This window comes from Collinsella sp. LCP19S3_A6, assembly GCF_052122015.1.
GTDB lineage: Bacteria > Actinomycetota > Coriobacteriia > Coriobacteriales > Coriobacteriaceae > Collinsella.
In genome coordinates this window covers 118,960-139,125 of the sequence record NZ_JBQKDD010000004.1, presented here as the reverse complement: position 1 = coordinate 139,125, position 20,166 = coordinate 118,960, and the positions used below count along the sequence as shown (strand labels likewise).

The following is a 20,166-nucleotide window of genomic DNA, read 5'->3' as shown; positions in this document are numbered from 1 at the left end:
GGGAAGGGATATTCATGGCAGACATGATCGAGATCAAGCATCTCAACAAGTACTTTGGCGACCTGCATGTGCTCAAAGATATCAACCTCACCGTCAAGCGCGGCGAGAAGCTCGTAATGATCGGGCCTTCCGGCTCGGGCAAGTCCACGCTCATCCGTTGCGTCGATTATCTGGAGGAGCCCACGTCGGGCGAGGTCGTCATCGACGGTACGCCGCTCACCAAAAAGAATCACCTGGAGATGGCTCGCAAGTACAGCTCCATGGTGTTTCAGCAGTTCAACCTATATCCCAACATGACGGTGCTGGGCAACCTGACGCTCGCGCCCATCAAGCTGCAAAAGAAGAGTAAGGAGGAGGCGACCGAGATCGCCATCGCCGCGCTCAAGCGCGTCGGCATGGCGCATAAGGCCGGCGAGTATCCGCAGAACCTCTCGGGCGGTCAGCAGCAGCGCATCGCCATTGCCCGTGCCCTGTGCACCAAGCAGCCCATCATCTTGTTTGACGAGCCGACCTCGGCGCTCGACCCCGAGATGGTCCAGGAAGTCCTGGACGTTATGATTGAGCTCGCGCAGGAGGATATCACCATGATCTGCGTGACGCACGAGATGGGCTTTGCGCGCCAGGTGGCCGACCGCGTCATCTTTATGGAGGACGGCCGCATCCTGGAGGAGGGCACACCCGAGCACTTCTTCGATAACCCCGAGAACCCGCGCTGCCGCGAGTTTCTGTCCAAGATTCTGCACTAGGCGCGGTGATGGACATGACGGATATGACGAGGGCGGCCGTGTCGCGCCGCCACTTTTTGCAGCTGGCGGGCGCCGGTATGCTCGCGCTGACGGGGACCGCGCTTACCGGCTGCGGCAACTCCACCGGCGGCGAGGACTCCGACAAGGGGTCTAAGCTTGCGGCCATCAAGTCGCGTGGCCATCTGAATGCCGGCGTTAAGAAGGACGTTCCTGGCTACGGCTATTACGACACCGCCAAGGGCCGGTTTGAGGGCATGGAGGTCGATTTGTGCTACCAGATCGCCGCTGCCGTCTTTGGCGTGAGCTACAAGGAGGCCCGTGCCCAGGAGCTTGTCGAGTTTACTGACGTAACGCCCAAGACGCGCGGCCCGCTGATCGATAACGGCCAGCTCGACGTGGTCGCGGCGACCTACACCATCACCGACGAGCGCAAGAAGAGCTGGGATTTCTCGACGCCGTACCGTACCGACTACGTGGGACTCATGGTCAAGAAGCGTTCGGGCTTTACCTCGATTGAGGACCTGGACGGCAAGGTCATTGGCGTGAGCCAGGGTGCCACCACGCAGGGCCTGATCGAGCAGATGATCAAGGACAACGGCTTTAGCTGCAAGCCCGAGTTTAGGGCCTTTAGCGGCTACCCCATCATTAAGAGTTCGCTCGATGCCGGCAATATCGACGTCTTTGCCATGGACCGCTCCACGCTGGCCGGTTACATGAACGAGACCGTCGAGCTGCTGCAACCCGAGGTCAAGTTTGGCGAGCAGGGCTACGGCGTGGCGACCAAGAAGGGCTGCGATCTTTCGGCCGTGGTCGATCAGGTGATATGCGATCGCCTGGCCGACGGCTGGCTCGACCAAGAGGTCAAGACCTGGGGTCTTGTATAGGCGCATCGTCCAAGGAAGGAATCAAATGCTCGAAGGATTGTTTGACGCCGACCGCTGGTCGACGACATTCCAAAACATGGGGCCCTTCTGGGAGGGCTTTGGCGTGACGATGCAGGTGGTCGTTGCCGGCCTGCTGCTGTCGCTGGTGTTGGGCACGCTGCTTGGCGTGTTCTCTACCACTCGTTCTCGCGTTCTGCGCGCCATAAGCCGCGTGTACGTGGAGTTTTACCAGAACACCCCGCTGCCCGTGCAGGTGCTCTTTATGTACATGGCCGGTCCGCAGTTTTTGCAGGCCATAACCGGTGCCGACCAGCCGGTGCGTATCGCGCCGTTTGTGCTGGGCTTCTTGGGCGTGGGCCTGTATCACGCTGCCTACATTTCGGAGGTCATCCGTACCGGTATCGAGGCCGTTCCGCGTGGCCAGATGGAGGCGGCCCAGAGCCAGGGCTTCACCCGTGCGCAGGCATACTGCTACATCGTGCTGCCCCAGACGTTCAAGATCATTCTGCCGCCGCTGTGTAACCAGGCACTCAACCTGGTCAAAAACACGTCGGTGCTGGCGCTTGTGGCCGGCGGCGACCTTATGTACCGTTCCGACAACTTTGTGAGTCTGTACGGTTACCTGCAGGGATACATCGTCTGCTGCCTTATGTACTTCATCATCTGCTTTCCGCTCGCCATGCTGGTGCAGTGGCTCGAGCGCCGCTCCAAGGAGCGCCCGCGCGGCATGAGCCTGGCCGAGCTGGGGCTCGACAACGTAGAGGAGGCCTAGCGCATGGAAATCTTCAACGCGACCAACCTGCTCTACATTTGGGGCGGCTTTGTTAAGACAATCGAGATCTCGGCGCTGTCGATCTTTTTCTCGCTCATCTTTGGCACGGTGCTGGCGCTCGTTAAAAGCTACGCGCCCCGTCCGTTCCGTATTTTGGTGAGCGCCTATATCGAGCTGTTCCGTTGCACGCCAAACTTGCTGTGGATCCTGTTCATCTACTTTACGGTGCAGGGTTTGGACATTGTGATTTCGACCATCGCCTTTACGCTGTTTACCAGCGCTGTTATGGCCGAGATTGTGCGTGGCGGCCTCAACTCGATTCCGCGCGGCCAGTTTGAGGCGGCGCAGAGCCAGGGCTTTGGCTTCTTTGCCACCATGCGCTATATCATTCTGCCGCAGACGTTTAAGACAATCATTCCGGCGCTGTTTAGCCAGTGCACGACCGTCATCAAGGACAGCTCGTATCTTTCGGGCATTAACGTGGCCGAGCTCATGTACACGGCAAACGTCGTGATGGCCCACGCGATCGACCTGTCGCAGGTGCTTATGCTCTACGGCCTGGTGTTTGCGATGTACTTTGTGCTCAACTTTGGTATCTCGCTGCTGGTGAGGGCATATCAGCGTCGCATTGTGGCCGCATAGTCCTGCTTCCCCAAGCACGGCACCTTGCCCCTCAATCATCGCTTGCGTACATTTAGTACGCGGCGCTCCTCTTTCGGGGCAATCTGCCGCACTTGGGAAACCAGGACGAAGGTGGGGGCAAAATGAATGTGACAAAGGGACTGTCCCTTTGTCACATAGAGAAAGGAATCGCGATGAGCGATCTGGAGAACAAGAAGAATCCTGTGGTCATTACCATCGCGCGCGACTTTGGCGCCGAGGGCCACGAGATTGGCCGCATGCTTGCCAACGAGTTGGGAATTCCGCTGTACGACAACGAGCTGCTGGTGCGTGCGTCGATGCGCGCGGGTGAGTCGCTCGATAAGATGGCCGCCTATGACGAGCGTCTGGCCGTGGAGAACATGGCGTTTCTGCCCGACCGCTACGATGCGCGTTCGTACTCGGACAAGTTGTTCCAAAAGATGAGCCAGGTGATTTTGGACCTGGGCGAGACCGAGAGCTGCATTATCGAGGGTCGCCTGTCCGATTACCTGCTGCGTAACAACCCTAATCACATTGCCGTGTTGGTGACCGCACCCTTTGAGGACCGCGTCGAGATCGTGCGCAAGAAGCGTGGGCTCAACAAAAAGAAGGGCGCCAAGCTGGTCAAGCAGCAGCAGAAGGCACGCGAGGCGTTCTATAAGCGCTACAGCGCCGGAAAGTGGAAGATGACGAGCGGCAAGGATATCGTCGTCAACCGCGCCAAGCTGGGTCGCGAGGGCTGCAAAGACGTCATAGCCGCTGCCTACCGCTACAAAGTGGCTCAGCTCGAAGGCTAGCCGACCAAAAGCCATCACAAAGGGGACAGGCACCTTTGTGATGATCGAGCGGCTGGCATAGAAAAAAGTCCCCGCCGGGCGTGTGCCCGACGGGGACTTTGCCGTTTGGTGGCTAGCGCTGTAGGTGATTACTCGCCCAGCAGGCTCTTGGTGATGGAAGCGGCGGCCTTCTTGCCGGCGCCCATCGCCAGAATGACCGTAGCGGCACCGGTGACGATGTCGCCGCCGGCCCAGATGCGGGGATCGGTGGTCTGGCCGGTCTCCTCGTCGGCAACGATGTAGCCCCACTTGTTGAGCTCCATCTTGCCGCCGATCTTGGCAGCGAAGGGGTTGGCGTTGGTACCGATAGCCGAGATCGCGACGTCGCAGGGGATCTCCTCGATGGCGCCCTCGATGGGCACCGGGCGACGACGGCCGGACTCGTCGGGCTCGCCGAGCTCCATCTTCTGGACCTTGACGGCGCACACGGAGCCGTCCTCGCCAGCGACAAACTCGAGCGGGGAGACGAGCGGCAGAACCTCGACGCCCTCGGCCTTGGCATGGTGCAGTTCGGCGCGACGGCAGGGCATCTCGTCCTCGGTACGACGGTAGGCGATGATGGCGTGCTCGGCGCCCAGGCGCTTGGCGGTACGGACAGCGTCCATAGCCACGTTGCCGCCGCCAAAGACGACGACGTTCTTGCCGTGCTTGGTGGGGGTGTCGTACTCGGGGAACTTGTTGGCCTTCATCAGGTTCACGCGGGTGAGGTACTCGTTTGCGAAGAAGACGTTGGGCAGGTTCTCGCCGGGGACGTTGAGGAACTTGGGCAGGCCAGCGCCGGTCGCCACGTAGATGGCGTCGAAGCCCTGCTCGAACAGCTCCTCGGCCGTGGCCATGTTGCCCACGACGGAGTTGTACTCAAACTTGACGCCCATGTCCTCAAGGCCGTCAATCTCGCGCTTGACGACCGCCTTGGGCAGACGGAACTCGGGGATGCCGTAGACCAGCACGCCGCCGCCGGTGAAGAAGGCCTCAAAGACGGTAACGTCAAAGCCGTTGCGGGCGAGCTCGCCGGCGCAGGTGATGCCGGACGGGCCGGAGCCGACGACGGCGACCTTCTTGCCGTTCTTGGGAGCCATCTTGGGCGTGGAGGCGAGCTCGGGGCGGTCACCCAGGAAGCGCTCGAGCTGGCCGATGGCCACGGGCTCGGACTTCTTACCACGGATGCACTTGCCCTCGCACTGGTTCTCCTGCGGGCAGACGCGACCGCAGATGGCGGGAAGCATGGAGTCCTCGCGGATGGTATCGAGGGCGCCGCCAAAGTCCTTCTCGCGGATTTGCTCGATAAAGCGGGGAATGTTGATGTTGACGGGGCAGCCCTCGACGCAGAGCGGCTTCTTGCAGTTGAGGCAGCGCTCGGCCTCGGCCAGCGCCATCTCCTCGGTGAAGCCCTTGTCGACGGGGCGGAAGTCGCAGGCGCGCTCGGCAGCCGGCTCCTCGTTATCGGGGGTGCGGGGCGACTTCATATCGGTAACGAAACGACCGTTAACTAGTGGCATGCGCAGCTCTTTTCCTCATAGGCCTTGAGGGACTCGCCCTCTTCGGAACGGTAAGCGGCCTGGCGGGCACGAAGGTCATCCCAGTCGACCAGGGTGGCATCGAAGTCGGGGCCGTCGACGCAAGCAAACTTGGTCACGCCGCCCACCTCGACGCGGCAGCAGCCGCACATACCGGTGCCGTCAACCATGATGGGGTTGAGCGACGCGGTGATGGGGGTGTCGTACTTCTGGGCGGTGAGGGTCGAGAACTTCATCATCGGAACGGGGCCGACGCAGAAGACCTGGCTCACGGCCTTGTCCTGCAGCAGGCGCTCCAGCGGAGCGGTGACAACGCCCTGCTCGCCGTAGGAACCGTCGTCGGTGGTGATGTGGATGTGGTCCTCGTCGAGGAGCTCGCGGAACTGGTCCTCCATGAGCAGGAGGTCCTTGGTGCGAGCGCCCATGATGGCGTGCACCTCGTGGCCGGTCTCGACCAGGTGCTTGGCGACCGGGAAGGCAATTGCCAGGCCGACGCCGCCGCCAATGACGGCGCAGGGGCCCTCGGCCATCTCGGTGGGAACGCCCAGCGGGCCTACGACGTCGCGCAGCGACTCGCCGGCCTCGTAGGTGGAAAGCATCTCGGTGGTCTTGCCGATCACCATGAAGATGAACTCGACCCAGCCCTCGTCACCGTTCCAGCCGGCCAGGGTAAACGGGACACGCTCGCCCGTCTCGTTGGCGCGAACCATGAGGAACTGTCCAGCGTGCGCATGCTTGGCGATTGCAGGCGCCTCGATGCGGAACTTGAACACCTTCTCCGAGAACTGCGTCTTCTCCAGGATCTTATACATAGAACCCCTCTCTTGTTAGGGCAACCGAACCGTGCCTCCACGGAAATGGACGGCAGCCCGAATAAAACCGTACGCGCACAGGCGTTGTGCAGACATACGGTGTAGATTATACCCTCATGGACATGTTGCTTACGTGTATCTTTGGCAGGCGGGAAAAGTGATTTAGCACAAAGAGACAGGTTTATTTTGGCGGGTTTTATCAGATAAAACGACAAAAGGGGCCGGCCTTGCACATCGGTGAGGCCGGCCCCTTTTGGGGTGTTGGGTATGTATGGCGGCACAGGGTTTATTGCGATGCGGCCGCTGCGGCGTTTTCGCATATAAAATCTGCCAAAATAAACATCCCTTTTTGGTAGGTTTTAGTGCTTGCCGTTGGCAGAGGCGGAGCCGTTGACGTGGTCGCGGGCATAGATTACGCCGTGCACAATCGCCAGGCCGGCGGCGTCGGCGGCGCGGGCGCAGGTGTCCTGGAAGTCCTCGGCCTCGCGGGCGCGCAGCTGCTTGAGCACGTAGTCGGCGACAGCCATCTTGCCGGGAGGGTTGCCGATGCCGGTGCGGATGCGGCTAAAGTCGCGGCTGCCCATCTTGTCGATGATGGAACGCAGGCCGTTGTGGCCGGCGTGGCCGCCGCCCACCTTGACGCGCACGTCGCCGGCGGGAATGTCGAGCTCATCGTGGATTACGAGCAGCTCCTCGGCCTTGATTTTGTACTCGCGGCAAAGCTTGGAGATGGGGCCGCCCGAGGTGTTCATGTACGACTGCGGCTTGACCAGCACAATCTGGCGCTTGCCGCCCTCTTCCTCTGGATCGTTGATGTTGATGAGCGCGACCTCGGCGCCGGCCTGGTTTTTCCAGTACGTGACGCCGGCCTGACGCGCCAGCTCGTCGATTGCCTTAAAGCCTGCGTTGTGGCGGGTCTCGGCATACTCATCGCCAGGGTTGCCAAGTCCGGCAACCATGCGAATCTTAAGCGGCTGTGCAGCTGCCATGTGCTTCCTTTCATCGATTTGTCGCCTGCTATGGTGAGCGACCCCGTTGCTGCTGTCAAATGGAGGGTGATTGAGGCCGCATGAGGGCGTTTGGACAGTCGTCAGAAGCCGGGATGGACAGTTAGTTCAGATTTGTATAAACCAAGAGATCTTTGACTGCCAAAATCGGGGCCACGGAACTGTCACGGCGCTTTGGGGAGCACAATTTGTGCTATTTCAGATCTTTTGAGTCTTCAAATGAGGTGATTGGCGCCGGGATGGCGGCAAACCACCTCGAAATGAGCCGTCTGTTTGTACAAATATGAACTAACTGTCCAGCCATGCTCGGTAACACTGGGTAAAAGTCTTTTAGACCGGCGCGAGGCCGATTCCGGCCCGCAGGGTGTTGAGCCAGGCGGCCTGACGCTTGCGATAACCCTTGATGCGGTAGCGGAATCGAACTCCCGCAAGTCGATGCATCGTCTGGGCGAAGGCTTCGAGTGCAACAAGGTCCTTCATTTGGTCACGGTTGATAACCAGGACGTGGATACCCATGGCCTTAAGGCCATTGTTGCGATTGCCATCGTGGATGCGAGCGTTTTGAAGCTCATGTCCAATTCCGTTGTATTCGTTGTCGACTCCGGCGGCTGGACAATATAAGTCGCAGATGGCGTAGGGGATGCCCGAGGACATGTTGACCGCAAGGGTGTCGAAATCGACTCGATAGTTGAGCAGCAGGCCTCCCATGGGCAGGCTGCAACACCCGAATCCGCCAAAGCGCATGGGTGCGCCCAGGACGGCGAACATCAATGATTCCGCTGGGGATGCGGATCCGGCCCGGGCGAGTTTGATAGCTGTGCGAAACGAGGCGTAGGAACTACTTTTGGCAAACCGTGCGACCGCCTCGAGCTCTTCGATGGTTGTGGCGGGCTCGCATTTGTAGTGCGCCTGTTCGTAGCGGGTTTCGGCTTGCTTTTCGGGTGTCGGTTGGTCGCCCTGGCAATCGAGATCGTCCATCGTTTCGAAGCTGTTGGCCTCGGGCCACGTGTCGTCGTAGGCGATGGGGTAAGTTGCTTCGGGCGGAAGTGAGTAGGTCCCGAGCAGTTCCATGAGAAGCATCAAGGTTTTGGCAACCGATTCATTTTTGGAACAAAGCATGGCCGTCATGGCGGGAGACGTTGCGTAGATGTCGGCTTCGATGTGCATGATCGCGCCCTGGGGGAGAGGGGCGGTGATGGTGTGCTGGAGGAGCCGTCCGTCGGGTCGTCTGTTGCTGCCGCTCGCAACAAAGAGGTCTAGACGCTCGGAGTCGTCTTCGCTCCAGGCGTCAAGTATTGCAAGGGCCGCAAAGTCTATGGCGTCCTTGTTGGGAACGCAACCTACGAGGGCTTGTGTCTGTTGCCCGTCATCGATGGCGTCCCAGGGAAGGGCGGAGTACGCCCGTCGAGCGCGGCGAATTGCGCGGAGGGCGGAGAGGTGTGAAATTACGGTTGTCATAGCTATAAGGTACTAAGCCGTTGGCGAAATGATATGGCCGTGGCGTTCTTTTCGCTCAAAGGGGCGTCGCGCGCCGCGGGCGGTAACGACATCATACGGAATGCCTTGGAAAAGTGGAGAATGGAGTGATGGGTTGGCCTTGGAGGCATCTACTGAGATGGATGCTGGACAGTTAGTTCAGATTTGTACAAGGCGACCTGGGTGTATTGCCGCTGTTGAGGGACTCGGTGGGCAAAATGGGGCCAATGGCATGGTGAAGAGATCCATGGGAGGAGGAATCGAGCGGAATTATGCCGGCAAGAGAGCTTTCGATACATTAAATGGCCCAAACGAATGCCCAAATTAATACAAATCTGAACTAACTGTCCAAGGCGGGTTGTCGAGGGGCAGAAAAAAGGGTCGGAAGCGAGCCTCCGACCCTTCAAAAACACCAAAGATGATGCGATGCGCGCTGGATTACAGCGCGAAGTCGCCGCCGACGAGCGTGGAGACGGGCTCCTCGTGGTAAACGGCAGAGATGGCCTCGGCGAACTCCTCGGCGACCGAGATGGTCTTGATCTTGCCGCCAACCTCGACGGGGATGGCATCGGTGACGAGGCACTCGACGATGGGGGCGTCGTTCAGGCGCTCGATGGCCGGGCCCGAGAAGATGCCGTGGGTGGCGCACACGTAGATGTCGCCGGCACCCATAGCCTTGAGCTCCTTGACGTTGGCGCACAGGGTGCCAGCGGTGTCGATCATGTCGTCATTGATGATGCAGGTCTTGCCCTTGATGTCACCGATGATGCCCATGACCTCGGCGGCGTTGTGGCGCGGACGGCCCTTGTGGGCGATGGCGAGGCTGCAGCCGAGCATGTCGGAGAGTTTCTTGGCAGCTTTGGCGCGACCCACGTCGGGGGAGACGACAACCAGGTTGTCGGTGTCGAAGTGCATGTCGTTGTAGTACTGGCCAAACAGCGGCAGTGCAGACAGGTGGTTAACCGGGATATCGAAGAAACCCTGAATCTGGCCCTGATGCAGGTCGAGGGTGATGATGCGGTTGACGCCAGCGCGCTCGAGCAGGTTGGCGACGAGGCGGGCGGTGATGGGCTCGCGCGGGCCGGCCTTGCGGTCCTGGCGGGCATAGCCGTAGTGGGTGATGACGGCGGTGATGGAGCGGGCGGATGCGCGCTTGGCAGCGTCGGTGGCGATGAGCAGCTCCATGAGCATGTCGTTGACGTTGCCGCCGGCCACGGACTGAATCAGGAAGACGTCGGCGCCGCGGACGGTCTCGTCGTAGCGGGCGTAAATCTCACCATTGGCGAACTGCTTTAGCGTAAGGCCCGAAAGCTCGACCCCAAGGTACTCAGCGATCTTCTGAGCGAGGGGACGGTTGGAGGAACCGGAATACACGCGGATGGACTTGCGCATATTCTCCGACTTCTCGGGATCATTAATCGGCATTACCCTTCTCCTTTATATATCGAATGCCATATAGATGCCTTGTTGCATTGTAACCGCGCGGCGGGGTTTATCGGGTCTTGATAACGTCTTTACCGTCAACGGACACGAACCGACCACTCATCCGGTCGCGCAGGTCAGCATAGAAAAAGGAGCCATCCCCATGGGAACAGCTCCTTGGATGCTTGGTAAAACGTTATACCTCGTCGTCCTCGTGCAGACGGCGGCGATAATCGGCGGCCCAGTCCTCAATATTTACCTGACGGGCGCGGCCCAGGCCGAGTGCGTCAGCCGGGACCGGCTCGGTGATGACGGAGCCGGCGGCCACGAGCGCGCCGTCGCCGATCTGGGCGGGCGCGACCATCATGGTATCGGAACCGATGAAGGCATCCTTGCCGATGACGGTCTTGTGCTTGTGCACGCCGTCGTAGTTGCAGGTGATGGAGCCCGCGCCCACGTTGACGCCGGAACCCATGGTGGTGTCGCCGATGTAGGACAGGTGCGGCACCTTGGAGCCCTCGCCGATCGTGGACTTCTTGATTTCCACGTGTGTGCCGGCCTTGGAGCCATCGAGCATGTGGGTGCCCGGGCGCAGGTAGGCGCGCGGGCCGCAGTCGACGCCGTTCTCGATGACAGCCTCGATGGCGATGGTCTCATCGATGGTGCAGCCGCTGCCAACGGTGGTGTCGGTGAGGCGGCTGTTGGGGCCGAGCTGGCACTCCTCGCCCACGGTGACGTGGCCGATCAGGTGCGTCTGCGGCCACACGACGGTGTCGCGGCCGATGACGGCGTCGGGGCCGATCCAGGCCTGCGTGGGGTCGATGAAGGTAACGCCCTCGGCCATCCAGTGCTCGTTGATGCGGTCGCGCGCGATAGCGGTGAGTTGCGCGAGCTGGATGCGGCTGTTGACGCCCAGGCCGTCGCGGTAGTCGTCGCAGTGGAAGATGGAGACTGCCTGGCCGTGGCCCTTGAGAATCTCGAGCATGTCGGGCAGGTAGTACTCGGACTGCGCGTTGTCGTTGCCGATCTCGCTGATGTGGGCTGCGAGCTGCGCGCCGTCGAAGGCGTAGCAGCCGGCGTTGCACTCGAGCAGCGTGGCGGCCTGCTCGGGCGTGCAGTCCTTCTGCTCGATGATGCGCTCGATCTGGCCGTCGGCGCCCAGCTTGATGCGGCCGTAGCCAAAGGGATCGGGCGGGGTCATGGTCATGACGGTGCAGGCGAGCTCGCCGGTAGCGACGGTCTTCGCGAACTTGGCGACGGTGTCGGCGGTGATGAGCGGCAGGTCGCCGTTGAGCACGACGACGGGGCCTTGCATGATGCCGCATGCCTCGAGGGCGACCTTTACGGCGTGGCCGGTGCCCAGGCGCTCGGTCTGTTCGACGCACTCGACCTTGGTGGCGCTGTTGGCGTAGGCGCCGTCGATAAGGGCGCGCATCTCGTCGGCGTGGCTGCCGATGACGACCACGACGCGGCTGCAGCCGGCCTTGATGGTGGCGTCGACGATCCACTGGACCATGGGCTTGCCCAGGATCTTGTGCGAAACCTTGCAGTGGTTCGACTTCATGCGGGTACCCTCGCCGGCGGCGAGGATAATTGCGGTTGCGTCCATGTGATCTCCTGTTACGTTATAGACACGTGAGTTTGGAAACGATACACGGCGCAATATGATACCGCAGGCATATGATGAGCGCGTAACGATTGGCGCATGGCGGCTGATGTCGGTGCCGCCGGCGTGACGTTTGCGCTGGTTGTGCATGGCGGCGGCACTGCGGCGTTGGCGTTTGAGCGAGGGGATGGGGGTGTCCGTGGATATCATGCGAGAGGAATCGGGCAACGAACCCGTCGCGGCATTTTCGATGTCGCATCCGGCGGTGCCGGCGCTCTACATGGTGCTGACGTTGGGGCTCACCATGTTCTCGATGCAGCCGGTACTGCTTGCGCTGTCGCTTGCGGGCGGGCTGGCGTATGGGTTTGCGACGCGCGGCGTCGCGCGCACGTTGGGGGCGCTTCGCTGGCAGCTGCCGGTGATTTTGATTATCGCGGTGCTCAACCCGTTATTTAGCGCTTCGGGCTCGACGGAACTGTTCCGTATTGGCATGCGTGCGGTGTATCTGGAGAGCATGGTATACGGCCTGTGCATGGGCGGGCTGTTTGTGGCGAGCGTGCTGTGGTTTGAGGCCGCGGCGTCCATGCTTAGCTACGACAGGGTGCTTGCGCTTTTGGGTAACACCGCGCCGGTGATCGCGCTCATGATCTCGATGTGTATGCGGCTTATCCCGCAGTTTTTGCGTCGCGGTCGCACGGTGCTGGCGGTGCAGGATGCGATTGATGTGCCGGGCCGCGCGCCGGCCGACCCCGTGCGTTCGCGCCTACGGGCATCGAGCGTGTTGATGGGCTGGGGCATGGAAGATTCGCTGGAGCGTGCGGACGCCATGCGCTCCCGTGGGTGGGGCGCCGCGGCGCGTCGCACGACGTACGCGCGGTATCGGCTGGCGCGCGGCGACGTTGCCGCGCTGGTTGGGCTTGCGCTGTTTGGCGTGGCCACGGCGGCAGTGGCGTGGACCGCGACGATGCAGTATTCGTTTTACCCGCAGCTTTCGGTGCCAGCGCCGTGGCCTGGCTATGTTGTATACGCGACCTGGATGGCGCTGCCCTGCGTGGTGCATGCGATTGACGAGAAGAGGTTTGGCTGATGGCTCGGTTGGACGGGAGCATCATGGCGGACGCGGTGTGCGGCTCGGATATGCCGGCGATTGAAGTGCGGGGCCTGCGCTTTGCCTACCCCGGGGCCGAAGTGCCGGTGTTCGAGGGGCTCGATTGGCGTGTTCCCCAAGGGACGTTTGCGTTGCTTGTCGGTGGTACCGGGTCGGGCAAGTCGACATTACTCTCGTTGCTCAAGCCCGAGATTTCGCCGGCGGGCGAATGCTCCGGCGAGCTGCGCATGCTGGGCGAAAGCGTTGCCGACATGGACGTTCGCGCGTCCGCGGAGCGCGTGGGCTATGTGTTTCAGGACCCCGAGAACCAGATTGTGTGCGAAACCGTGTGGCACGAGATGGCGTTTGGCCTGGAAAACTTAGGCATGTCGCGCGACGAGATGCGCCGTCGCGTGGCCGAGACCAGTTATTTCTTTGGGGTGGAGGATTGGCTCCACCGCGATACCGATACGCTTTCGGGCGGACGCAAGCAGCTGCTGTCGCTGGCAGCCGTGCTGGCGTTGCGCCCTCGCGTGCTGCTGCTCGACGAGCCCACGTCCCAACTGGATCCCGTTGCCGAGAAAAATTTTCTGCATGCGCTGTTTCGCGTGAATCGCGAGCTGGGCTGCACGGTTGTTGTGGCAACGCACCAGCCGCGCCCGATGCTTGAATACGCGACGTGCGCGTATCGGATTGAGGGCGGGCGCGTATGCGAGGTCGCTGACATCGCCTCCTTGGGGCATCGCGAAGAGCTGTTTTATGGCGAGGTGCCAGGGTGGGGTGGCTCGTGGCGTGCAAAAAACGGAGTTTTCAGCAGCGCCAGTGGCCGGCCGGGCTATTTGGACCCGCGCGTGGGCGCTCCGGGCGCAAAAAAAAGACCGAAATCGGACAAATCGGCTGAATTTGAGGCGCAAATCCTGTTGCAAGACGACTCGGGGGCGCCGTCGTGCGCCGGTGGATGCCGAATACTCCCAAAAATGCACGCTGGGTCGGCTACCACCCTGGCAGGGGGCTGGTTTCGCTACGATCGAGCGTCCGGCTGGGTGCTGCGCGGGCTCGATGCGTCGTTTTCGGCAGGCGCGGTGCATGCTGTTGTGGGCGGTAACGGCTGCGGTAAGTCGACAATGCTTTCGGTGCTGGCCAAGACGGTCAAGTTGCAGCGTGGGCATATGGAGCGCGGGGCGGCCTCGGCGGCACTGCTGCCTCAGAATCCCAAGGCGCTGCTGGTTGCCGAGACGGTGCGCGAGGAGCTGATGGAATGGGCTTCGACCTGCGGATATGACGAGGCTATGGCGCGAGAGCGCGCGACGAGTCTGGGATTGTCCGGCTTGGATGGGCGCCATCCGTACGATCTTTCGGGCGGGCAGCGCCAGCTGCTTGCGTTGGCAAAGCTGCTGTTGATCGGCCCCGAGCTGCTATTGCTCGATGAGCCCACCAAGGGTCTGGACCTGGCCAGCCGTCGCATCATCGCCCGCGCCCTGCGCGACCATGCGGAGGCCGGCGGTACCGTCATCATGGCAACGCACGATCTGGGTTTTGCCGAGCAGGTTGCCGATGACATTGCCATGATGTTCGACGGTGAGATTGCCTGCATGGAGCCGCCGGCCGACTTTTTTGCCGACAATGTGTTTTATAGGGCGTGATGGGATGGCGGATTATCGCGTCCTGCGCATACTCGCAAAACTGGAGATCCCACTGCTGCTGGCGGTGCCAGCGGTAATGGCCGCGGCGTTGCTGGCAGGCGTTGAGCAGGCGGCGCTTGCCATGCTTGTCGTGGTGGCGCTGGTGCTCGCGCTGTTCTTTGCGGGTTACGAGGCGTCGCGACCGGGCCTACGCCAGATTATGCCCGCGCTGGTTTTGGCGGCGTTGGCCGCGGCGGGGCGTATCTTGTTTGGCCCCATTCCCGACTTTAAACCCGTGAGCGCCATCGCCATTATCGCCGGGGCGACGCTCGGTCGTCGTAACGGCTTTATGGTCGGTGCGCTGGCGGCGCTGACCAGCAATTTCTTTTTTGGGCAGGGCATGTGGACACCGTGGCAGATGTATGCCTGGGGTCTGGTCGGCTATGTTGGCGGCGCGCTGGCGCATGCGGGGGCGTTCGACCGTGCCGATGGAACCGTGCGCATGCCGGCGCTGATGGCGTACGGCTTTGCGTCGGGCCTGCTCTATGGCGCCGTGATTAACGCCTACGACATCATCGGTTTTGTGCAACCGCTCACGTGGGCGGGCGCCGTGGCGCGTCTTGCCACGGCGGTACCGTTCGATATCACACACGGCCTTGCGACCTGCGTGTTCTTGGCCGCTCTCTACAAACCTTGGTGTCGTCGCATTAACCGTGTCGTCGTGAAATACGGGCTGTAGTGGCGGTTGCACCGGGGCGAGAATCAATACTGTCGAAGTGCCATTTTAAAACTATGCCGGTTTACGGGGCTAGATTGGCACAGGTAGACCATACCGGCTTTTTCCGAAAATAGACGATCCGTCTACCTGCGGTTTTATTTTGCTTGAATTGCGTTTGGTTGGGGATTTGCGATTCAGCCCCGTCAACCGGCATGGTTTTGGAATGGCCGGCTGATATGACGGGCGTCGTGGCCCTCAGAGAGCCAAATCGATCCGTTTTCTTCCGCCCCCAGACGTCCCCAGGGAATCAGTTGACGGCGCTTGCCACGAAACTAGCCCATCTACTACGTTTAGCTTGATACCCTCGACCATGACCGCGTTTTATGAAAACCGCAGGCTTTCTACCTGCGGTTTTCTTTTTGCGTTGTTCGCCGTGGTTGAGGGTAGTGGCTTAAACGTAGTAGATGGGGCAGTTTCGTGGCGGGTGTGCCGCGTGGATTCCCTCGCGAGGTGAAAATGATCCGTTTTGCTTCGTCCCCGAGGGGTCGGCTGGGGCTAGAGCTCTAGGGCGAGGGTGACGGGGCAGTGGTCGCTGCCAAAGATGTCGCCGCGGATGCCGGTGTCGCGCACGTTGCCGGCGATGGCGTCGCTCACCAGGAAGTAATCGATGCGCCAGCCCGCGTTGTTCTTGCGGGCATTAAAGCGGTAGCTCCACCAGCTGTAGACGCCCTCGACGTCGGGATTTGCCGCGCGCCAGGTATCGGTAAACCCGGCGTCGAGCAGCTCGGTAAACTTACCGCGCTCCTCGTCCGAAAAGCCTGCGTTGCCGCGGTTGGACTTGGGGTTCTTAAGGTCGATCTCCTCGTGCGCGACGTTAAAGTCGCCGCAGGTCACCACGGGCTTGCCGGTCTCGCGCTCGAGTCCCGCCAAAAAGCCGCGATAGGCATCGTCCCAGGCCATGCGCACATCGATGCGCGCGAGCTCATTTTGGGCGTTGGGCGTATAGACGTCCACAAACCAAAACTTGTCGAACTCGAGCGCGCAGACGCGGCCCTCGGTCGCGGCCTGCGCCACGAGCTCGGCTGCCGCGCCCTCGCCGGCGTAAGGCAGCAGCGCATCGGCGCGCAGCACGCGCAGCGGTTCCTGGCGGCTAAAGACCGCAGTGCCCGAATAGCCTTTACGCTCGGCGTAGCTCCAGGTTTGGTGATAACCGGGCAGGTCGATATCGGCCTGGCCCTCCTGCAGCTTGGTCTCTTGCAGCGCCAGGATATCGACATTGAGCTCCTGTGCGATCTGGATAAAGCTCGGGTCCTTTTTGAGCACGGCGCGCAGACCGTTGACGTTCCACGAGGCGAAAGTGTAAGTCTGAGGCATGGTGTCCTTTCGACGGGGTTTGCAGGCTTAAGATTAGCGCAAAAGGGGCGGTGGTGGGCTCCGCGCGTGCTGACTCAAAGGCCGCATGCTGGGATGTCGCCCGACGCTGCCCGACCAACAAGGACGGAGGACTCATATGACGCAGGCGATATCGGATCCCAAGCGGGCCTCCGCCGCACTGGCGGAGCTGTTTGGTACCCACAAGCGTGTGGTCTTCTTTGGCGGCGCCGGTGTTTCCACGGCGAGTGGCATCCCCGATTTCCGCAGCGTGGACGGCCTATATCACCAACAGTTTGCCTACCCTCCCGAGACCATGCTCTCGCATAGCTTTTACGAGGCGCATCCGGCCGAGTTCTTCGACTTCTACCGCACCAAGATGATCTCACTTGGCGCCAAGCCCAACCGCTGCCACACCAAACTGGCCGAGCTGGAGCGTGCCGGCAAACTAAATGCCGTGGTGACGCAAAACATCGACGGCCTGCATCAGATGGCGGGCTCGCAGCGCGTGTTCGAGCTGCACGGATCGGTCCATCGCAACATTTGCCAGTCGTGCGGCGCGGTCTATAGCGCCGAGTGGATTTGCGCCCGCGGGCAAGAGGACGCCGCGGGTGTGCCCGTGTGCCCCGCGTGCGGCGGGCGCATTAAGCCCGATGTGGTGCTCTACGAGGAGCCGCTCGACGAGCATGTGCTGACCGACGCCGTTGCCGCCATTGCCGCGGCCGATGCCCTCATTGTGGGCGGGACCTCGCTCGTGGTGTATCCGGCGGCGGGTCTTACGCGATACTTTACCGGCGATACGCTGGCCATATGCAATCTTGCTCCCACCGATCAGGATGCAAATGCCGACCTGCTGATTTCTTGCGACATCGCTGCCGCGTTTGCGTTCTAGCCCGCGTGCGCGGATACAATAGAAAGACTGATTGCAAAGCGACCCCGCCGCCTGCGCCCGAGCGTGGCGGCGCGGGCATTTTAGGAGGATGTTCATGGCGAACGACAGCAAGACATGGCGGTGCGGAAAGTACGAGCTCAGCTTTGACCGTCCGCGCATCATGGGCGTCCTCAACGTGACGCCCGATTCGTTTAGCGACGGCGGGGAGCATTTCGACCCGGATGCCGCCATCGAGTACGGCCTGGCGATGCTCGATGCCGGTGCCGACATCATCGACGTGGGCGGCGAGTCCACGCGCCCCGGTTTTACCCCGGTCAACCCCGACGAGGAGGCTCGCCGCGTGCTGCCTGTTGTGCGTGCGTTGGCCAAAGAGGGCGCCATCGTCTCGATCGACACACGTCACGTGGCGGTTGCCAAGGCGGCCGTGCGCTGCGGCGCCTCGATCGTCAACGACGTGACGGGCTTCACCGACCCCAAGATGGTCGAGTTTGTCGCGACGAGCACCTGCGGCGTCATCGTGATGCACGCCGGCGAGGTCGCCGCGCCTGCTCGCACGCATGCAACGGTGCAGCTCGATACCTCTGCCGCGGCGTTTGTTGCCGAGAAGGCGCGCGAGGCGGCTGCCGAGGCCGCGCGCGAGGCCGAGAAGCCCGCCCGCCGTCGTCGTGGCAAGCTGCTGGGCGAGCCCAAGACGGAGGCCAAACTGCCGGGTGGCGTGGTGCAGCCCTCGCTGCCGTTTGGCGATCCGGAGCCAGCGCCCGAGCCAACGGGCGAGCAGAAGCAGGAGACGCCGGCCGCCGAGCAGGCTGCCCCTGCCGCCGAGGCCGCCGCGACCCCTGAGCCCGCGCCGGAGCCCAGCGATCACTTGGCCGCCATGATGCGCCGCAGCGCCCGCCGCGAGGAGGCTTATGTGCCCACCTCGCAGCTTCGCCGCTTTACCCTGCCCGATTCGGCGCCCATCATGCGCCGCGTCATGGGCTTTCTGTCCGATCAGGCCCGCGCGCTCATCCACGCCGGCGTGTCACGCGACCGTATCTGCATCGATCCGGGTCCGGGTTTTGGCAAGACGGCCAACGAAGACATCGTCATCCAGCGCGAGACCGCCAAGATGGCGTCGCTGGGCTATCCGCTCATGTGCGCCGTGTCGCGCAAGCGCTTTGTGGGCGCCGTCTCGGGCGTGACCGAGGCCGCCGAGCGCGATGCCGCCACATTTGGCGTGTGCCTGGGCGCTATCCAGGCCGGTGCCAACATCGTGCGCGTGCACGATGTCACCGGCTTTGCGCAGTTCCTGAACGGCTACTGGGCTGTTGCCAAGCCGCAGCCGCGTCGCGCGTTTGTGGCCGTGGGCTCCAACCTGGGGCATCGTTGCGACAACATCCGCGCCGCGCGCGACATGATCGCCGAGATTCCGCTCACCTGTGTGTCCAACTGCTCGCGCATCTACGAGAGCGAGCCGGCCTACGAGACGCGCCAGGACGCGTTTGCCAACGCTGTCATCGAGATCAAGACCGAGCTGGCGCCGCTGGTGCTGCTCGACGAGCTTATGAAGATCGAGGCCGAGCTGGGGCGCGACCGATCCAAGAAGGCCAAGGTCAACGGCCCGCGCACCATCGACCTGGACCTGCTGTGGATGGATGGCGAGACCCATGGCGGCAAAAAGCTGCGCCTGCCGCATCCGCTCATTGGCGAACGCGACTTTGTGCTGGTGCCGCTCGAGGACCTGATGCACGACCCGGCGCGGTTCTTCCGCTACAACGGTGTAGAGGTCAAGGAGCCCGAGGATCGCGTGGGCCATATCGTGGGCGAATTGGGGCGTATGTAGATGATTGAGATGAATGCTGTTGCCGCCGGTACCGAGCTCGACGCGGCACGTGACGCGGGTCGCGAGGGTGTGCCCGCGGGCTGGTGCGCTTGGAGCGTGGGCGAGGCGTCGTTGACGTTTTCGCTGGTCGTGCGCCCGGATGTGAATATGCACGCCTTCCATGGCCTGCCGTTTGTGGCGGCGATGGGCATGATGGACGCGCTCGCGGGAACGGTATCGACGCCGGGGCTGGGTCTTGCCGGTAAGGTGGGCATTCAGTGGCCGAGCGATATCGTGTACGGCGCGCCCGCGTTTGAGACGTCGTTTGCACGCGTCACCGTCAACGGCGGTGCCGGTGCCGCGGGCATGTTCGGTGCCGTGACGGTGGATATTGAGCGCGCTGCGCTGGGCGAACTTGGCGTGGATGTGGCCGATGAAGCGCTGGTCGAAGCGCTGACTACCGCCGTGCTGGCCCGCGTGTACGCCTGGGCGGTTGTCGCCAACACACCGCAGGGCGCCGCCGGCCCGCTGGCTCCCGTGCTGGGCGAGTACTTCGACATGGTGCCGCTGCTGGGCCGCCAGGTTGCGGCGGTGTCGCCCAACGGCTTGCCGCTTGCGGTCGGTGTGTTTGCGGGCCTGGACATCTGGGGTCGCGCGACCATCAAGACCGATGCCGGCGAGCAGGAGTTTCCGCCCGAGGCCGTACGGATTCGCGGGCTGTAACACGAGATGCCCGCGCTCAAAGACAACGATGACAACAAGACCCTCCCCGGCCTCTGAACCGCCTCCCATTTCTTGGACACGAGAAATGGGAGGCGGTTCAGCCGGGGAGGGTCTTTGCGCGACTACAGGGTGGCATCGCGGCCCTATTCCTCAAAACTGAAAAATTTTCGTTTTTGAGGAATAGGATTAAGGCAGCTCGGCCTTTTGCGAGGTATATTCGCTATAGAGCCTA

Annotated in this window: 18 protein-coding genes; 11 read left to right on the top strand and 7 right to left on the bottom strand. The window is 62.0% G+C overall.

Features of this window, described 5'->3' with window-relative positions:
- Nucleotides 1-14 precede the first annotated feature (14 nt).
- The 5 genes from ACTQVX_RS04025 to ACTQVX_RS04005 all read left to right on the top strand — a co-directional run bounded on the left by ACTQVX_RS04025 (nt 15) and on the right by ACTQVX_RS04005 (nt 3,841).
- The gene (locus ACTQVX_RS04025; protein ID WP_022094215.1) at nt 15-746 is read left to right on the top strand and encodes an amino acid ABC transporter ATP-binding protein; all 732 of its coding nucleotides are present in this window, start codon (nt 15-17) and stop codon (nt 744-746) included.
- Between the two features lie 8 nt (nt 747-754).
- Nucleotides 755-1,630, top strand: a complete 876-nt coding sequence (locus tag ACTQVX_RS04020) for a transporter substrate-binding domain-containing protein (protein WP_441033134.1) — start codon at nt 755-757, stop codon at nt 1,628-1,630.
- A 25-nt stretch (nt 1,631-1,655) separates the two neighbouring features.
- Nucleotides 1,656-2,402, top strand: a complete 747-nt coding sequence (locus ACTQVX_RS04015; protein WP_441033137.1) for an amino acid ABC transporter permease — start codon at nt 1,656-1,658, stop codon at nt 2,400-2,402.
- A gap of 3 nt (nt 2,403-2,405) precedes the next feature.
- Complete coding sequence (locus tag ACTQVX_RS04010; protein ID WP_055285379.1) at nt 2,406-3,044, top strand: amino acid ABC transporter permease; 639 nt, start codon at nt 2,406-2,408, stop codon at nt 3,042-3,044.
- A gap of 173 nt (nt 3,045-3,217) precedes the next feature.
- Nucleotides 3,218-3,841, top strand: a complete 624-nt coding sequence (locus ACTQVX_RS04005; RefSeq protein WP_427717988.1) for an AAA family ATPase — start codon at nt 3,218-3,220, stop codon at nt 3,839-3,841.
- A gap of 128 nt (nt 3,842-3,969) precedes the next feature.
- On the opposite strand, the gene gltA is transcribed toward ACTQVX_RS04005, so the two are convergent.
- The 6 genes from gltA to glmU all read right to left on the bottom strand — a co-directional run bounded on the left by gltA (nt 3,970) and on the right by glmU (nt 11,723).
- Nucleotides 3,970-5,379 (bottom strand): NADPH-dependent glutamate synthase, encoded by a 1,410-nt coding sequence (gltA, locus tag ACTQVX_RS04000; RefSeq protein WP_441560292.1) that lies wholly within the window; start codon nt 5,377-5,379, stop codon nt 3,970-3,972.
- Complete coding sequence (locus tag ACTQVX_RS03995) at nt 5,370-6,209, bottom strand: sulfide/dihydroorotate dehydrogenase-like FAD/NAD-binding protein (RefSeq protein WP_006235793.1); 840 nt, start codon at nt 6,207-6,209, stop codon at nt 5,370-5,372. The genes gltA and ACTQVX_RS03995 overlap by 10 nt, the downstream gene beginning before the upstream one ends.
- A gap of 359 nt (nt 6,210-6,568) precedes the next feature.
- Nucleotides 6,569-7,198 (bottom strand): aminoacyl-tRNA hydrolase, encoded by a 630-nt coding sequence (gene pth, locus ACTQVX_RS03990; protein WP_427717993.1) that lies wholly within the window; start codon nt 7,196-7,198, stop codon nt 6,569-6,571.
- Nucleotides 7,199-7,546: 348 nt separating this feature from the next.
- Nucleotides 7,547-8,383, bottom strand: coding sequence for a hypothetical protein (locus tag ACTQVX_RS03985; protein WP_427717995.1), 837 nt, complete (start codon nt 8,381-8,383; stop codon nt 7,547-7,549).
- Nucleotides 8,384-9,130: 747 nt separating this feature from the next.
- Complete coding sequence (locus ACTQVX_RS03980; protein ID WP_154516678.1) at nt 9,131-10,117, bottom strand: ribose-phosphate diphosphokinase; 987 nt, start codon at nt 10,115-10,117, stop codon at nt 9,131-9,133.
- Nucleotides 10,118-10,310: 193 nt separating this feature from the next.
- Nucleotides 10,311-11,723, bottom strand: a complete 1,413-nt coding sequence (gene glmU, locus ACTQVX_RS03975) for a bifunctional UDP-N-acetylglucosamine diphosphorylase/glucosamine-1-phosphate N-acetyltransferase GlmU (protein ID WP_441546460.1) — start codon at nt 11,721-11,723, stop codon at nt 10,311-10,313.
- Nucleotides 11,724-11,928: 205 nt separating this feature from the next.
- Between glmU and ACTQVX_RS03970 the strand changes: the two genes are divergently transcribed.
- The 3 genes from ACTQVX_RS03970 to ACTQVX_RS03960 are packed head-to-tail and all read left to right on the top strand — an operon-like array spanning nt 11,929 to nt 15,168.
- Nucleotides 11,929-12,807: an energy-coupling factor transporter transmembrane component T family protein gene (locus ACTQVX_RS03970; protein ID WP_427718158.1), complete on the top strand. Its 879-nt coding sequence runs from the start codon at nt 11,929-11,931 to the stop codon at nt 12,805-12,807.
- Between the two features lie 23 nt (nt 12,808-12,830).
- The gene (locus ACTQVX_RS03965; protein WP_441546461.1) at nt 12,831-14,450 is read left to right on the top strand and encodes an ABC transporter ATP-binding protein; all 1,620 of its coding nucleotides are present in this window, start codon (nt 12,831-12,833) and stop codon (nt 14,448-14,450) included.
- A gap of 4 nt (nt 14,451-14,454) precedes the next feature.
- Nucleotides 14,455-15,168, top strand: coding sequence for a DUF6580 family putative transport protein (locus ACTQVX_RS03960; RefSeq protein WP_441546462.1), 714 nt, complete (start codon nt 14,455-14,457; stop codon nt 15,166-15,168).
- A 534-nt stretch (nt 15,169-15,702) separates the two neighbouring features.
- On the opposite strand, the gene ACTQVX_RS03955 is transcribed toward ACTQVX_RS03960, so the two are convergent.
- On the bottom strand, nt 15,703-16,521 hold the full coding sequence (locus ACTQVX_RS03955; RefSeq protein WP_441546463.1) for an exodeoxyribonuclease III: 819 nt from the start codon (nt 16,519-16,521) through the stop codon (nt 15,703-15,705).
- A gap of 136 nt (nt 16,522-16,657) precedes the next feature.
- Between ACTQVX_RS03955 and ACTQVX_RS03950 the strand changes: the two genes are divergently transcribed.
- The 3 genes from ACTQVX_RS03950 (at nt 16,658) to ACTQVX_RS03940 (ending at nt 19,934) form a co-directional block, all read left to right on the top strand.
- On the top strand, nt 16,658-17,410 hold the full coding sequence (locus ACTQVX_RS03950) for an NAD-dependent protein deacylase (protein ID WP_441546464.1): 753 nt from the start codon (nt 16,658-16,660) through the stop codon (nt 17,408-17,410).
- Nucleotides 17,411-17,504: 94 nt separating this feature from the next.
- Nucleotides 17,505-19,232, top strand: a complete 1,728-nt coding sequence (gene folP, locus ACTQVX_RS03945) for a dihydropteroate synthase (protein WP_441546465.1) — start codon at nt 17,505-17,507, stop codon at nt 19,230-19,232.
- A complete protein-coding gene (locus ACTQVX_RS03940) occupies nt 19,233-19,934 on the top strand; it encodes a hypothetical protein (RefSeq protein ID WP_441546466.1) in 702 nt (233 codons plus the stop codon).
- The last annotated feature ends 232 nt before the right edge of the window (nt 19,935-20,166 follow it).

Excerpts from the sequence above, each read along its gene's own strand:
- ACTQVX_RS03995 (WP_006235793.1), bottom strand. The coding sequence starts at position 6,209 with ATGTATAAGATCCTGGAGAAGACGCAGTTCTCGGAGAAGGTGTTCAAG.
- ACTQVX_RS04015 (WP_441033137.1), top strand. The coding sequence starts at position 1,656 with ATGCTCGAAGGATTGTTTGACGCCGACCGCTGGTCGACGACATTCCAA.
- pth (WP_427717993.1), bottom strand. The coding sequence starts at position 7,198 with ATGGCAGCTGCACAGCCGCTTAAGATTCGCATGGTTGCCGGACTTGGC.
- ACTQVX_RS03960 (WP_441546462.1), top strand. The coding sequence starts at position 14,455 with ATGGCGGATTATCGCGTCCTGCGCATACTCGCAAAACTGGAGATCCCA.
- ACTQVX_RS03940 (WP_441546466.1), top strand. The coding sequence starts at position 19,233 with ATGATTGAGATGAATGCTGTTGCCGCCGGTACCGAGCTCGACGCGGCA.
- ACTQVX_RS04010 (WP_055285379.1), top strand. The coding sequence starts at position 2,406 with ATGGAAATCTTCAACGCGACCAACCTGCTCTACATTTGGGGCGGCTTT.
- gltA (WP_441560292.1), bottom strand. The coding sequence starts at position 5,379 with ATGCCACTAGTTAACGGTCGTTTCGTTACCGATATGAAGTCGCCCCGC.
- ACTQVX_RS04025 (WP_022094215.1), top strand. The coding sequence starts at position 15 with ATGGCAGACATGATCGAGATCAAGCATCTCAACAAGTACTTTGGCGAC.
- ACTQVX_RS04020 (WP_441033134.1), top strand. The coding sequence starts at position 755 with ATGGACATGACGGATATGACGAGGGCGGCCGTGTCGCGCCGCCACTTT.
- ACTQVX_RS03950 (WP_441546464.1), top strand. The coding sequence starts at position 16,658 with ATGACGCAGGCGATATCGGATCCCAAGCGGGCCTCCGCCGCACTGGCG.
- ACTQVX_RS03965 (WP_441546461.1), top strand. The coding sequence starts at position 12,831 with ATGGCGGACGCGGTGTGCGGCTCGGATATGCCGGCGATTGAAGTGCGG.
- glmU (WP_441546460.1), bottom strand. The coding sequence starts at position 11,723 with ATGGACGCAACCGCAATTATCCTCGCCGCCGGCGAGGGTACCCGCATG.
- ACTQVX_RS03970 (WP_427718158.1), top strand. The coding sequence starts at position 11,929 with ATGCGAGAGGAATCGGGCAACGAACCCGTCGCGGCATTTTCGATGTCG.
- ACTQVX_RS03980 (WP_154516678.1), bottom strand. The coding sequence starts at position 10,117 with ATGCCGATTAATGATCCCGAGAAGTCGGAGAATATGCGCAAGTCCATC.
- ACTQVX_RS03985 (WP_427717995.1), bottom strand. The coding sequence starts at position 8,383 with ATGCACATCGAAGCCGACATCTACGCAACGTCTCCCGCCATGACGGCC.
- folP (WP_441546465.1), top strand. The coding sequence starts at position 17,505 with ATGGCGAACGACAGCAAGACATGGCGGTGCGGAAAGTACGAGCTCAGC.
- ACTQVX_RS03955 (WP_441546463.1), bottom strand. The coding sequence starts at position 16,521 with ATGCCTCAGACTTACACTTTCGCCTCGTGGAACGTCAACGGTCTGCGC.
- ACTQVX_RS04005 (WP_427717988.1), top strand. The coding sequence starts at position 3,218 with ATGAGCGATCTGGAGAACAAGAAGAATCCTGTGGTCATTACCATCGCG.